Origin of the sequence: Paraburkholderia sp. BL10I2N1 (genome assembly GCF_004361815.1) — a bacterium.
GTDB lineage: Bacteria > Pseudomonadota > Gammaproteobacteria > Burkholderiales > Burkholderiaceae > Paraburkholderia.
On the sequence record NZ_SNWA01000001.1, the window covers coordinates 1,173,838 to 1,188,451 of the forward strand.

The 14,614-nt window shown below is 59.6% G+C and carries 9 protein-coding genes; all 9 read right to left on the reverse strand.

The window, feature by feature from the left end; genetic code table 11:
• Positions 1-112: 112 nt before the first annotated feature.
• Positions 113-583 (reverse strand): 30S ribosomal protein S7, encoded by a 471-nt coding sequence (gene rpsG / locus B0G77_RS05565; RefSeq protein ID WP_006053291.1) that lies wholly within the window; start codon positions 581-583, stop codon positions 113-115.
• A 178-nt stretch (positions 584-761) separates the two neighbouring features.
• Positions 762-1,142, reverse strand: coding sequence for a 30S ribosomal protein S12 (gene rpsL, locus B0G77_RS05570; RefSeq protein ID WP_035935550.1), 381 nt, complete (start codon positions 1,140-1,142; stop codon positions 762-764).
• A 209-nt stretch (positions 1,143-1,351) separates the two neighbouring features.
• The gene (recQ, locus tag B0G77_RS05575; protein ID WP_133661215.1) at positions 1,352-3,199 is read right to left on the reverse strand and encodes a DNA helicase RecQ; all 1,848 of its coding nucleotides are present in this window, start codon (positions 3,197-3,199) and stop codon (positions 1,352-1,354) included.
• 192 nt (positions 3,200-3,391) lie between these two features.
• On the reverse strand, positions 3,392-7,630 hold the full coding sequence (rpoC, locus tag B0G77_RS05580; protein WP_133661216.1) for a DNA-directed RNA polymerase subunit beta': 4,239 nt from the start codon (positions 7,628-7,630) through the stop codon (positions 3,392-3,394).
• A 21-nt stretch (positions 7,631-7,651) separates the two neighbouring features.
• A complete protein-coding gene (gene rpoB, locus B0G77_RS05585; protein WP_133661217.1) occupies positions 7,652-11,758 on the reverse strand; it encodes a DNA-directed RNA polymerase subunit beta in 4,107 nt (1,368 codons plus the stop codon).
• Positions 11,759-12,127: 369 nt separating this feature from the next.
• Positions 12,128-12,502: a 50S ribosomal protein L7/L12 gene (gene rplL, locus B0G77_RS05590; RefSeq protein ID WP_133661218.1), complete on the reverse strand. Its 375-nt coding sequence runs from the start codon at positions 12,500-12,502 to the stop codon at positions 12,128-12,130.
• Positions 12,503-12,565: 63 nt separating this feature from the next.
• Positions 12,566-13,063 (reverse strand): 50S ribosomal protein L10, encoded by a 498-nt coding sequence (gene rplJ, locus B0G77_RS05595; RefSeq protein WP_133661219.1) that lies wholly within the window; start codon positions 13,061-13,063, stop codon positions 12,566-12,568.
• Positions 13,064-13,366: 303 nt separating this feature from the next.
• Positions 13,367-14,065, reverse strand: a complete 699-nt coding sequence (gene rplA / locus B0G77_RS05600; RefSeq protein WP_133661220.1) for a 50S ribosomal protein L1 — start codon at positions 14,063-14,065, stop codon at positions 13,367-13,369.
• Positions 14,066-14,497 (reverse strand): 50S ribosomal protein L11, encoded by a 432-nt coding sequence (rplK, locus tag B0G77_RS05605; protein ID WP_042329781.1) that lies wholly within the window; start codon positions 14,495-14,497, stop codon positions 14,066-14,068.
• Positions 14,498-14,614 lie beyond the last annotated feature (117 nt).

Here is a 14,614-nt window from a genome sequence, read left to right on the forward strand (position 1 = left end):
GCGATGCGAAAAGATACTCATCGCGCTGTAACACAAACGGGCGAGGCGCTTTGTAAGCGCACCCGCCCGGAATTTCTTTCCGATTTCTTCAGCTAACCCGGGGTCGGGAGGCTTAGAAACGGAAGTGCGAGAACGCCTTGTTGGCTTCTGCCATCCGGTGAACTTCGTCGCGCTTCTTCATCGCGCCACCACGGCCTTCGGCCGCTTCGCTCAGTTCACCCGCCAGACGCAGGGCCATCGACTTCTCGCTGCGCTTTTTCGCAGCCTCGCGCAGCCAACGCATCGCCAATGCCATACGACGCGACGGACGCACTTCGACCGGAACTTGATAGTTCGCACCACCAACGCGTCGGCTCTTCACTTCGACCACCGGCTTCACGTTGTTGAGCGCTACCGTGAACACTTCCAGCGGGTCCTTGCCACCCTTGGTCTGGATCTGTTCAAAAGCGCCGTACACGATACGCTCGGCAACCGACTTCTTGCCGGAGAGCATCAGCACGTTCATGAACTTGGCTACATCTACGTTACCGAACTTCGGATCCGGCAACACTTCCCGCTTGGGGACTTCGCGACGACGCGGCATGTTTCTTCCTTTACCTTTTCAGTTGGAGCTATTTCAGCCCCGCGGCCACCAACTAACCCGATTCATCTCTTACGACTTACCAGCCTGGTCGGGTGACCACTTACTCGACAGCACCGGCTAATCCGGCACCACCGCCATTACCGCCCTTTCAGGCGACCTGAAACTTCTGACTGGCAGCTTACTTGCCGGCCTTGGCACGCTTCGCACCGTACTTCGAGCGAGCCTGCTTACGATCCTTGACGCCCTGGGTATCCAGCGAGCCACGAACCATGTGGTAACGCACGCCCGGCAAGTCCTTCACACGGCCGCCGCGAATCAGCACGACCGAGTGTTCCTGCAGGTTGTGGCCTTCACCACCGATGTACGAAATCACTTCGAAGCCGTTCGTCAGACGCACCTTGGCGACCTTACGAAGTGCCGAGTTCGGCTTCTTCGGCGTCGTGGTGTACACACGGGTGCACACGCCGCGACGCTGGGGGCAGTCCTGCAAAGCCGGGCTCTTGCTCTTCACTGTTTCCGAAGCGCGGCCTTTGCGAACCAGTTGATTGATGGTTGGCATTGTTTATTCCTGAAATTGAACAAAATCGACGCATCTGTTTCCGGGCAAAGCAGAAACGATTGCGCATCGAACTCCGATTCCCTACACCTGCTGCGAATCGACTTCGCACACAGGCATTCCAAGAACCGGAACCTAGCATAATATTCCGAAAATGCTAAGGGAGTCAACAGCTTGCGAGGATTTGCGCCTCCGCCGGTAGCCGGTCCGTGTCAATCGGCGCCGACGACTTCGAGCAACTCCTCCCCGAACCGGTCGAGTTTGCGAGCGCCCATGCCCGGAATGTGGCGCAAATCGTCTATCGTCCCCGGATCGCTGCGCGCGATTTCAGCGAGCGTGGCATCGTGAAAAATCACGTAAGCGGGCACACCGTCGCTTTTGGCAGTTTCGGTCCGCCATGCGCGTAGTCGCTCCCAGCGGGCTCGCTCGCGCGGGCCCATGCCGAGCGTCGGATCGGCGCGTTCACTTGTACGGCCGGACGACTGGCGGGTCCGGACAGGTTTTACGTAACGGCGCAGGGTGACCTTCTGTTCGCCCTTCAGTACCGCTTTGCTCGCCTCGGTGAGCACAAGGGAGCCGTAGCCCTCGTGATCCACTGTCAGAAAACCGAATGCGACCAGTTGCCGGAAGACGGCACGCCATTCCGGTTCCGAAAGCGCCGCGCCTATGCCAAATGTACTCAACTGGTCGTGTCCGCGCTGCAGAATCTTCTCACTGCGATTCCCGCGCAGGATGTCGATCAGGTGGCCGGCGCCGAAATGGAAGCCGCTCGCGCGCTGCGCCCGGAATACGCACGAAAGGGCCATCTGCGCCTCACGTGTCGCGTCCCATGCGGCTGGCGGCTCAAGGCAAGTATCACAGTTGCCGCAAGGTTGACTCGATTCGCCGAAATAGGCGAGCAGGCGCACCCGCCGGCACGATGCCGTTTCGCACAAACCGAGCAGCGCGTCCAGCTTGCCGGTCTGAACGCGTTTGTGGGCATCGTCAGCGTCGGATTCGTCGATCATCTTGCGCTGCTGCACGACATCCCCGAGACCGTACGACATCCAGGCGTTCGCTGGCATACCGTCGCGACCGGCGCGGCCGGTTTCCTGGTAATAGCCCTCGACGCTCTTCGGCAGATCCAGATGCGCGACGAAACGAACGTCGGGTTTGTCGATGCCCATGCCGAAAGCGATCGTTGCGCACATGACGATCCCCTCTTCCCGCTGGAACATCTCCTGGTGCTTCTGACGGACTTCGAAGTCCATTCCGGCGTGATAGGGCAACGCGCGCACGCCCTGCCCCTTCAACCAGTCGGCGGTTTCCTCCACCTTGCGGCGCGACAGACAGTAGACGACGCCAGCGTCGGTCGTTCCGTCTGGCTTCGAATGTTCTGCTCGAATGAAGTCCAGCAACTGCGCACGCGCGTTGTCCTTTTCCGCGATCCGGTATCGGATGTTTGGCCGATCGAAGCTGGACACGAAGATTCGGGCGTCCTCCAGCGCGAGACGCTGCACGATCTCTTCGCGCGTAATCGCGTCTGCTGTGGCTGTCAGCGCAATGCGCGGCACCGCCGGAAACCGCTCATGCAGCACCGACAACTGAATGTATTCGGGACGGAAATCGTGTCCCCATTGCGACACGCAATGTGCTTCGTCGATCGCGAAGAGTCCAATGCGCGCCCGCTCGAGCAATTCAAGAAAGCGCGGCGTCATCAAACGCTCCGGTGCAACGTAGAGCAGGTCGATCTCACCCTCGCGCAACGCTCGCTCTGTGGCGGCCGCTTCGGCACCGGACAGCGTCGAATTGAGGTAAGCCGCTCGCACGCCAACTTCAGTGAGCGCCGCGACCTGATCCTGCATCAGTGCGATGAGCGGTGACACGACAATACCGGCGCCCAGCCCCGCCTCGCGACGAACCAGTGACGGAATCTGGTAGCAGAGCGATTTGCCGCCGCCCGTCGGCATCAGGACGAGCGAATCTCCGCCGGCCGCGACGTGTTCGACGATCTCGCCCTGCTGCCCTCGGAACGCGGGGTAACCAAAAACTTCGTTAAGAATTTCGAGGGAGCGGGACATGAATTAGGAAGGAGACAACCAATTGCCGATGAGCCGGATTTTACCAACGCATTTGGCTCCCGCCCGCACGTCGTGCGAACGTTAGTCAACTGGCCGATAAACGGGAGCAAAAGCGGGCATAAAAAAAGCCGCTCAGTCGAAACTGAGCGGCTTCGCTGGCTGGTGAGGCCAGGCGGCTTGCGCCGCCCGGACTTACTCGCCGGAGTGCTGCTGTTCGGCCGCCGGGGTTTCCGGTGTACCAAACTCGAAGGCCTCTTCGGCCGCGATCTGGTCGAAACGCTCGCGGTCGGAAAGCTCCTTGCTCTTGCGTGCCTTGTGGAACGCGAGACCCGTACCGGCCGGAATCAGACGGCCCACGATCACGTTTTCCTTCAGGCCACGCAGATCGTCGCGCTTGCCCATGATCGCCGCTTCGGTCAGCACGCGGGTCGTTTCCTGGAACGACGCCGCAGAGATGAACGAATCGGTCGACAGCGACGCCTTCGTGATACCGAGCAGTACGTTTTCGTACGTCGCCGGACGCTTGTCTTCCGCGATCATCCGGTCGTTTTCGTCGAGCATGTCCGACCGCTCCACCTGTTCGCCCGGGATGAAACGCGTATCGCCGTTGTCCACGATCTGCACGCGACGCAACATCTGACGCACGATCACTTCAATGTGCTTGTCATTGATCTTCACGCCCTGCAGACGGTACACGTCCTGCACTTCGTCCACGATGTAACGCGACAGCGCTTCAACGCCCTGCAGACGCAGGATGTCGTGCGGATCCGCCGGCCCGTCGACAATCATTTCGCCCTTGTTGACGACCTGACCATCGTGCACCAGAACCTGCTTTTCCTTCGCGATCAGGAACTCGTGCTGGTTGCCTTCGAGGTCCGTGATAACGAGACGCTGCTTGCCCTTCGTGTCCTTACCGAACGACGTCGTACCCGTGACTTCCGCGAGAATGCCGGCGTCCTTCGGCGAACGTGCTTCGAACAGTTCCGCCACGCGCGGCAGACCACCGGTAATGTCACGCGTCTTCTGCGATTCAGTCGGGATACGTGCGAGCACTTCACCGACCTGCACCTGCTGACCGTCCTTCACCGTGATCAGAGCGCCGACCTGGAAGCCGATCTGCACCGAATGCTCGGTGTTCGGAATCTTCACTTCCTCGCCGTTCGCGTCGAGCAGTTTCACCTGCGGTCGCACGCTCTTCGAGGCCTGCGAACCGCGGCGCTTCACGTCGATCACGACGAGCGTCGAAAGACCCGTCACGTCGTCGATCTGCTTGGCGACCGTCACGCCTTCCTCGACGTTTTCGAACTTCACCGTACCACCGTACTCAGTGATGATCGGACGCGTCATCGGATCCCACGTGGCCAGCTGCGTGCCTGCCTTGATCTGCGCACCGTCGAGCTGCAGCAGCGTCGCACCGTACGGGACTTTGTGGCGTTCACGCTCACGGCCGTGGTCGTCGGTGATCATTGCTTCGCCTGAACGCGAGATGACGATCTGCTCGCCCTTCGCATTCGTCACGTAACGCATCGTCGACGTGAAACGAACCGTACCGTTCGACTTGGCTTCAACCGACGAAGCCACGGCCGCACGAGATGCCGCACCACCGATGTGAAACGTACGCATCGTCAGCTGCGTGCCCGGTTCACCAATCGACTGCGCAGCGATCACGCCGACTGCTTCACCGACGTTGACCGACGAGCCGCGGCCCAGGTCGCGACCGTAGCAGGCCGCGCACAGACCATAACGCGTTTCGCAGGTAAGCGGCGTGCGCACGCGCACCTCATCGATGCCGAGGCGCTCGATTTCTTCCACTGCATCTTCGTCGAGCAGCGTGCCCGATTCGTACAGCGTTTCCTGCGTTTCCGGATTGACGACGTCGGCCACCGCAACGCGACCGAGGATACGGTCACGCAGCGCTTCGACGACTTCACCGCCTTCGACCAGTGCCTTCATCGCTACGCCGTTCGACGTACCGCAATCGTCTTCGACCACGACGAGATCCTGCGTCACGTCGACGAGACGACGCGTCAGGTAGCCCGAGTTCGCCGTCTTCAGTGCCGTATCAGCCAGACCCTTACGTGCACCGTGGGTCGAGATGAAGTACTGCAACACGTTCAGGCCTTCGCGGAAGTTCGCCGTAATCGGCGTCTCGATAATCGAACCGTCCGGCTTCGCCATCAGGCCACGCATACCGGCCAGCTGACGGATCTGGACTGCGGAACCCCGCGCGCCCGAGTCGGCCATCATATAGATGGAGTTGAACGACTCCTGACGCGTCTCGTTGCCGTCGCGGTCCGTCACCGGCTCCGTCGACAGCTGCTCCATCATCGCCTTGCCGACCGCTTCAGACGTTGCCGACCAGATGTCGACCACGTTGTTGTAGCGTTCCTGTGCGGTGACGAGACCCGACATGTACTGACGGTCGTATTCCTTCACCTTCTTCGCCGCATCGCCGACGATCGTTTCCTTCTGCGGCGGCACGAGCATGTCGTCGACACAGATCGAAATACCGGCGCGCGTTGCCAGACGGAAACCCGACTGCATCAACTGGTCGGCGAAAATCACCGTCTCGCGCAGACCGCACTTGCGGAATGCCGTGTTGATGAGGCGCGAGATTTCCTTCTTCTTCAGCGGCTTGTTCAGCACCGAGAACGGCAGGCCCGGCGGCAGAATCTCGGAGAGGATCGAGCGGCCGACGGTGGTCGCGTACAGCGCGATTTTCGGCACGAATTTCGGCGCACCTTCGGACGTGTCTTCGTTATGGACCATTTCCGTGATCCGAACGTTGACGCGCGAGGCCAGCTCGACTTCCTTGTTTTCGTACGCACGCAGCACTTCGGACACGCCGGTGAACGTCAGGCCTTCGCCCTTGGCGTTCACAGCTTCACGCGTCGCGTAGTACAGGCCGAGCACGATATCCTGCGACGGCACGATCGACGGATCGCCGTTGGCCGGGAACAGGACGTTGTTCGACGCCAGCATCAGCGTGCGCGCTTCCATCTGCGCTTCAAGCGACAGCGGCACGTGAACGGCCATCTGGTCACCGTCGAAGTCGGCGTTGAACGCCGCGCAGACGAGCGGGTGCAGCTGGATAGCCTTGCCTTCGATCAGCACCGGCTCGAAAGCCTGAATGCCAAGACGGTGCAGCGTCGGCGCGCGGTTCAGCATCACCGGATGTTCGCGGATCACCTCTTCGAGGATGTCCCACACGACCGGCGTCTGGTTCTCGACTTCCTTCTTCGCAGCCTTGATGGTCGTCGCGACGCCCATCACTTCCAGCTTGTTGAAGATGAACGGCTTGAACAGTTCGAGCGCCATCAGCTTCGGCAGACCGCACTGATGCAGCTTCAGCGTCGGGCCGACCACGATGACCGAACGGCCCGAGTAGTCAACGCGCTTGCCCAGCAGGTTCTGACGGAAACGACCGCCCTTACCCTTGATCATGTCGGCGAGCGACTTCAGCGGACGCTTGTTCGCGCCCGTCATCGCCTTGCCGCGACGACCGTTGTCGAGCAGCGAATCGACGGCTTCCTGCAGCATCCGCTTTTCGTTGCGGACGATGATTTCAGGCGCCTTCAGTTCGAGCAGACGCTTCAACCGGTTGTTACGGTTGATCACGCGGCGATACAGGTCGTTCAGGTCCGACGTCGCGAAACGGCCGCCGTCGAGCGGCACCAGCGGACGCAGTTCCGGCGGCAGCACCGGCAGCACTTCGAGCACCATCCAGTCAGGCTTGATGCCCGAACGCTGGAACGCCTCGAGTACCTTCAGGCGCTTCGCGTACTTCTTGATCTTCGCTTCCGAACCGGTGTTCTTCAGTTCCGTGCGCAGCAGTTCGACCTGCTCGTCGATGTTGATCGCGCGCAGCAGTTCGCGCACGCCTTCCGCGCCCATTTCGGCACGGAATTCATCACCGTATTCTTCGACCTTGTTGTAGTAATCCTCCTCGGTCATGATCTGCCGCGCTTTCAGCGGCGTCATGCCCGGATCGATCACCACATATGCTTCGAAGTACAGCACGCGTTCGATGTCGCGCAACGTCATGTCGAGCACCATGCCCAGACGCGACGGCAGCGACTTCAGGAACCAGATGTGCGCAACCGGCGAGGCCAGTTCGATGTGGCCCATCCGTTCACGACGCACCTTCGCGAGCGTCACTTCAACGCCGCACTTCTCGCAGATCACGCCACGGTGCTTCAGGCGCTTGTACTTGCCGCACAGACATTCGTAGTCCTTGATCGGCCCGAAAATCTTCGCGCAGAACAGACCATCGCGCTCCGGCTTGAACGTGCGGTAGTTGATGGTTTCCGGCTTCTTGACTTCACCGAAGGACCACGAACGGATCTTGTCCGGCGAGGCCAGACCGATCTTGATCGCGTCAAAAACTTCTTCTTGTTGGACTTGCTTGAATAGATCGAGCAGAGCTTTCATTGCCTTCTCTCCGTAGTCCGATTAGTTGCGGTCGAGGTCGATGTCGATACCGAGCGAGCGGATTTCCTTCACCAACACGTTGAAGGATTCCGGCATGCCGGCGTCGATCACGTGATCGCCCTTGACCAGGTTCTCGTACACCTTGGTCCGGCCCGTCACGTCGTCCGACTTCACCGTCAGCATTTCCTGCAGCACGTACGATGCGCCGTACGCTTCGAGCGCCCACACTTCCATTTCACCGAAACGCTGGCCACCGAACTGCGCCTTACCGCCCAACGGTTGCTGCGTCACGAGCGAGTACGGACCTGTCGAACGCGCGTGCATCTTGTCGTCGACCAGGTGGTGCAGTTTCAGGTAGTGCATGTAGCCGACCGTGACAGTGCGCTCGAACGCTTCACCCGTGCGGCCGTCGTACAGACGCACCTGGTTCTTCGACTTCGTCATGCCGAGTTGCTTCGCGATGTCGTCCGGGAATGCCAGATCCAGCGCGCGCGACATTTCTTCTTCGGTCGCACCGTCGAACACCGGTGTTGCGAACGGCACGCCTTCGCGCAGGTTCTTCGCCAGTTCGACGATTTCGTCGTCTGAGAAGCTGTCCAGCTCTTCGGAGCGGCCCGACTCGTTGTAGATCTTCGTCAGGAATTCGCGCAGTTCAGCAATCTTCGCCTGACGCTGCAGCATTTCGCCGATACGCCAGCCGAGACCCTTCGCGGCCCAACCCAGATGCACTTCGAGAACCTGACCCACGTTCATCCGCGACGGCACGCCGAGCGGATTTAGCACGACGTCGGCCGGACGGCCGTCTGCCATGTACGGCATGTCTTCGATCGGCACGATCTTCGACACCACACCCTTGTTACCGTGACGGCCGGCCATCTTGTCGCCGGGCTGCAGACGACGCTTCACAGCCAGATACACCTTGACCATCTTCAGCACGCCCGGCGGCAATTCGTCGCCCTGCGTGAGCTTCTTGCGCTTCTCTTCGAAGGCGAGGTCGAACTGGTGACGCTTCTGTTCGATCGAATCCTTGATCGCTTCGAGCTGTGCCGCCGCGTCTTCGTCCGCGAGGCGGATGTCGAACCAGTGGTAATGATCCAGATCCTGCAGATACGCCTGCTCGATCTTCGTACCCTTCGCGAGCTTCTTCGGACCACCGTTCGCAACCTTGCCTTCCAGCATACGTGCGAGACGCTGGAACGCGTCGCCTTCCACGATACGCAACTGGTCGTTCAGGTCGAGGCGATAACGCTTCAGTTCATCGTCGATGATCTGTTGCGCGCGCTTGTCGCGCTGGATGCCTTCACGCGTGAACACCTGCACGTCGATCACGGTGCCGCTCATGCCCGACGGCACGCGCAGAGACGTATCCTTCACGTCCGAAGCCTTCTCGCCGAAAATCGCGCGCAGCAGCTTTTCTTCCGGCGTCAGCTGGGTTTCGCCCTTCGGCGTGACCTTGCCGACCAGCACGTCGCCCGCTTCGACTTCGGCGCCGATATACACGATGCCCGACTCGTCCAGACGGCCGAGTTGCACTTCAGCCAGGTTCGAGATGTCGCGCGTGATTTCTTCCGGCCCGAGCTTCGTGTCGCGAGCGACGACGTTCAGTTCTTCGATGTGGATCGACGTGTAACGATCGTCAGCCACGACCTTTTCGGAGATCAGGATCGAGTCTTCGAAGTTGTAGCCGTTCCACGGCATGAACGCGACCAGCATGTTCTGGCCGAGAGCCAGTTCGCCGAGGTCGGTCGATGCACCATCTGCCAGCACGTCGCCACGCGACACGAGGTCGCCGACCTTTACGATCGGGCGCTGGTTGATGTTCGTGTTCTGGTTCGAACGCGTGTACTTGATCAGGTTGTAGATATCGACACCCACTTCGCCGGCGACTGCTTCGTCGTCGTTCACGCGAATCACGATACGGCCTGCATCGACGTAGTCGACGACGCCGCCGCGGAATGCCTGAACCGTCGTACCCGAGTCGACTGCCACCGTGCGTTCGATACCCGTACCGACCACGGCCTTTTCAGGACGCAGGCACGGCACAGCCTGACGCTGCATGTTCGAGCCCATCAATGCGCGGTTCGCGTCATCGTGCTCGAGGAACGGAATCAGCGATGCTGCCACCGACACGATCTGCGACGGCGCCACGTCCATGTACTGGATGCGGTCCGGCGTAACCATCAGCGTTTCACCCGCTTCACGCGACGAAACCAGCTCGTCGGTAAGCGTGCCATCGTCGGCCACCGCCGCGTTCGCCTGGGCGATCACGTAACGGCCTTCTTCGATCGCCGACAGGTAATCGATTTGATCGGTCACCTTGCCGTCCGTCACCTTGCGATACGGCGTTTCGAGGAAGCCATATTCGTTCAGGTGCGCATACAACGCGAGCGAGTTGATGAGGCCGATGTTCGGACCTTCCGGCGTTTCAATCGGGCACACGCGGCCATAGTGGGTCGGGTGAACGTCGCGGACTTCAAAGCCAGCGCGCTCACGCGTCAGGCCGCCCGGGCCAAGTGCCGAAACACGGCGCTTGTGGGTGATTTCCGACAGCGGGTTGGTCTGGTCCATGAACTGCGACAGCTGCGACGAACCGAAGAACTCGCGGATCGCCGACGAAATCGGCTTCGAGTTGATCAGGTCGTGCGGCATCAGGTTTTCGCTTTCAGCCTGACCCAGACGCTCCTTGACCGCGCGCTCGACGCGCACGAGACCGGCGCGGAACTGGTTTTCCGCCAATTCGCCGACACAACGCACACGACGGTTGCCCAGGTGATCGATGTCGTCGACTTCGCCCTTGCCGTTACGCAGTTCAACGAGGATCTTGATCGTGGCGAGGATGTCATCATCCTGCAGCGTCATCGGCCCAACGATTTCGTCACGGCCGACCCGGCGGTTGAACTTCATACGGCCGACCTTCGACAGGTCGTACGCGTCTTCGCTATAGAACAGACGGTTGAACAGCGCCTCGACTGCTTCTTCGGTCGGCGGTTCGCCCGGGCGCATCATGCGGTAGATCGCGATGCGAGCAGCCATGCGGTCAGCCGTTTCGTCGATGCGCAGCGTCGACGAAATGTATGGGCCCTGATCCAGATCGTTCGTATACAGCGTCTGGATATCCTTGACCTTCGCTTCGCGCAGCTTTTCGAGAACGGTTTCGGTGATTTCGTCGTTCGCGTTCGCAATGACTTCACCGGTTTCACCGTCGACAACGTTCTTCGCAAGTACGCGGCCGAGAAGATAATCTTCGGGAACCGAAATGAATTTCGTCTTCGCGTTTTCGAGGTCGCGAATGTGCTTGGCGTTGATCCGCTTGTCCTTCTGGACAATCACGTTCCCATCACGATCCGTAATGTCGAAACGCGCGACTTCACCGCGCAGACGCTCCGGCACGAACTCCATCTGGGCGCCTTCTGGCATCAGCGTGAAGTTGTCGAACACGAAGAAGTTTGCGAGGATCTGTTCCGGCGTGAGGCCAATGGCCTTCAGCAGGATCGTGACCGGCATCTTGCGGCGACGGTCGACGCGGAAGTACAGCACGTCCTTCGGGTCGAACTCGAAATCGAGCCACGAACCGCGGTAAGGAATGATACGTGCAGAGAACAGCAGTTTGCCCGAGCTGTGCGTCTTGCCCTTGTCGTGCTCGAAGAACACGCCCGGCGAACGGTGCAGCTGCGAAACGATCACGCGCTCCGTGCCGTTGATGACAAACGAACCGGTCGGCGTCATGAGCGGAATTTCGCCCATGTACACTTCCTGTTCCTTCACTTCCTTGACGACCGGCTTGCTCGGCGATTCCTTGTCGAGCAAAACCAGACGTACCTTCGCGCGCAGGGCCGAACAGTACGTCAAACCGCGCTGCTGACACTCCTTGATGTTGAATGCCGGCGGCGACAGCATGTAGCTGACGAACTCTAGACGAGCGAAGCCGTTGTGAGAAACAATGGGGAAAACTGACGTGAACGCCGCTTGCAGACCCTCCGGCTTGCGTTGCGTCGATGACGTGTCTGCTTGCAGAAACGTGCTGAATGATTCAAGCTGGGTAGCCAGCAGGAAAGGAACCTGGTGAACGATGGGGCGCTTCGCAAAACTCTTGCGAATACGCTTCTTCTCGGTGAAGGAATATTGCATACGATCTCCGAATCACGGCGGGCATTGTTGTCGAGGCAGGATACCTTGATGAGACAACCCGAGTGTTCACCGACTGAGACCCGATGGCCGTCCGATGGCTTGAACGAGCCTAGAAGCTTGGTGGTTGGCCGCTACCAACCGCTGGCTGACGGCAGCGGATGCCTATGTTGCCCGCTACCCGACCAAACTTGCCTTCTGCAGTCGCTTCAGAAGACAAAGAGAAACGCCAGTCAACATTACCGAAAGGCGGTTTTCTTTGGCTTCTAGGGCTACGTTCTTGCTGAATTAACCACGCAAAAACGACGTCCCCACAAAGCACAAAAAGGCCGGCGGTGGAAAACCGCCAGCCTTCGCACAGCGCGCTGAAACTTACTTGATTTCAGCCTTCGCGCCTGCTTCTTCCAGCTTCTTCTTGGCTTCTTCAGCTGCAGCCTTGGCAACACCTTCCTTAACAGGCTTCGGTGCGCCGTCGACCAGGTCCTTCGCTTCCTTCAGGCCGAGACCAGTCAGTTCGCGAACAGCCTTAATCACCGAAACCTTGTTCGCGCCGACTTCCGTCAGGTTGACCGTGAATTCGGTTTGCTCTTCAACTGCAGCAGCAGCGCCGCCGCCAGCCGGGCCTGCCACTGCAACAGCAGCTGCCGACACGCCAAACTTTTCTTCGAACGCCTTGACCAGTTCGTTCAGTTCCAGAACCGACATCGAGCCTACGGCTTCGAGGATGTCATCTTTTGCGATTGCCATTTGAAATACTCCTAATTTGAATTCGGATACAGCCAGCGATCAATTACGCCCAACTGAAATGCGTTAAGCAGCTTCGCTCTGCTTCTTTTCTGCCAGCGCGGCAAGAGCGCGCGCAAAGCCGGAAACAGGTGCTTGCATAACGAACAGCAGCTTGGAGAGCAGTTCCTCGCGACTCGGGATGTTGGCGAGCGCTTGCACGCCAGCCTTGTCCATCACCTTGCCTTCGTAGGCACCAGCCTTGATGACCAACTTGTCATTGCCCTTTGCGAAGTCGTTAACAACCTTCGCAGCAGCAATGGCATCTTCCGAGATGCCGTAGATCAGCGGACCGGTCATCTGCTCAGCCAGCGGAGCAAACGGGGTACCTTCGACAGCGCGACGCGCCAGCGTGTTCTTCAACACGCGCAGGTACACCTGTTGCTCGCGCGCTTTCGCGCGCAGCTTGGTCAGATCGCCAACCGCAATCCCACGATACTCAGCCAGAACGACGGTCTGGGCTTTCGCGACTTGCGCGGAAACCTCAGCGACGACGGCCTGCTTACTTTCTTTGTTGAGTGGCACGGTTAGCCTCCAGATTCGATACACGCAGCGTGCGCCTTGTGTACCGCGTTCAACAACGGCGTCCGACGTGTCAGGAGTATTTCGGCCAGTTGGGTGTTCGCATCGCTGCGAACGACAACCGGCGTCATCACTACAAAACCATTTCGGGTTCGCCATCTGCGTTGGCTTTGCATTAAGGGAGCGCCTGCCTGCTGCGATCCCGCCAACGGTCTTTGATAACCGGTCGTTGGATGGATACTGCCATCTCACGACCGCCCAAAGCCCTTAAATCTGCCCCGGCTCGCGCCAGGGCAGAGAATCTTTTTACTGTGCGGCCAGCGAAGCCTGATCGACGCGAACACCCACGCCCATCGTGCTCGACAGCGCAACCTTACGCAGGTAAACGCCCTTGCTCGTAGCCGGTTTGGCCTTTTGCAACGCGTCGACCAATGCGTTCAGGTTCGTACGCAGTGCAGTCGGTTCAAACGAAGCGCGGCCGATGGTCGCGTGGATGATCCCTGCCTTGTCGACGCGGAATTGCACCTGACCAGCCTTGGCATTCTTGACTGCAGTCGCAACGTCCGGCGTGACCGTGCCGACCTTCGGGTTCGGCATCAGGCCGCGGGGACCGAGAATCTGACCCAACGTACCGACAACGCGCATTGTGTCCGGCGAAGCGATCACGATATCGAAGTTCAGGTTACCGGCTTTGACCTGTTCAGCCAGGTCTTCCATGCCGACGATTTCCGCGCCAGCGGCACGAGCCTGCTCGGCCTTTTCGCCTTGCGCAAACACAGCGACGCGGACCGACTTACCGGTACCGGCCGGCAGAACCACCGAACCACGAACGACCTGGTCCGACTTCTTCGCATCGATGCCGAGTTGCACTGCGACGTCGATCGACTCATCGAACTTTGCGCTCGCGCATTCCTTCACCAGCGAGAGAGCCTCGTCGATCGCGTACAGCTTCTGACGGTCGACCTTTTTTGCAAATGCTTGCAGACGCTTAGAAAGCTTAGCCATTTACACGCCCTCCACGGTGATGCCCATCGACCGGGCGCTGCCAGCGATCGTGCGGACCGCTGCGTCCAAATCAGCTGCCGTAAGATCCGGCATCTTGGTCTTCGCGATGTCTTCAGCCTGCGCACGGGTGATCTTGCCAACCTTGTCGGTATGCGGCTTGCTCGAACCCTTGTCGATCTTTGCTGCCTTCTTGATCAGCACGGTTGCCGGCGGCGTCTTAAGAACGAACGTGAAACTCTTGTCCGCAAATGCGGTGATCACGACCGGAATCGGGAGACCCGGTTCCATTGCTTGAGTCTGCGCGTTGAACGCCTTGCAGAACTCCATGATGTTCAGACCACGCTGACCCAAGGCCGGACCGACCGGTGGCGACGGGTTGGCTTTACCTGCAGGAATCTGCAGCTTGATAAAGCCGATGATTTTCTTTGCCATTTTGAAAACCTCGTTGGAACGCGTTCGCGTTCGGTGAGTAGTAACGCGCTTTCGCCGGATGGGTTACTTGCGCTCCTCAACGGTCATTACGCGGACCGTAAGCGCGAAGACGGATCG

What these genes read in the sequence shown, in the direction of transcription:
- rpsL (WP_035935550.1), bottom strand. Translation starts at nt 1,142, where the DNA reads ATGCCAACCATCAATCAACTGGTTCGCAAAGGCCGCGCTTCGGAAACA.
- rplA (WP_133661220.1), bottom strand. Translation starts at nt 14,065, where the DNA reads ATGGCTAAGCTTTCTAAGCGTCTGCAAGCATTTGCAAAAAAGGTCGAC.
- recQ (WP_133661215.1), bottom strand. Translation starts at nt 3,199, where the DNA reads ATGTCCCGCTCCCTCGAAATTCTTAACGAAGTTTTTGGTTACCCCGCG.
- rplK (WP_042329781.1), bottom strand. Translation starts at nt 14,497, where the DNA reads ATGGCAAAGAAAATCATCGGCTTTATCAAGCTGCAGATTCCTGCAGGT.
- rplL (WP_133661218.1), bottom strand. Translation starts at nt 12,502, where the DNA reads ATGGCAATCGCAAAAGATGACATCCTCGAAGCCGTAGGCTCGATGTCG.
- rpoC (WP_133661216.1), bottom strand. Translation starts at nt 7,630, where the DNA reads ATGAAAGCTCTGCTCGATCTATTCAAGCAAGTCCAACAAGAAGAAGTT.
- rpsG (WP_006053291.1), bottom strand. Translation starts at nt 583, where the DNA reads ATGCCGCGTCGTCGCGAAGTCCCCAAGCGGGAAGTGTTGCCGGATCCG.
- rpoB (WP_133661217.1), bottom strand. Translation starts at nt 11,758, where the DNA reads ATGCAATATTCCTTCACCGAGAAGAAGCGTATTCGCAAGAGTTTTGCG.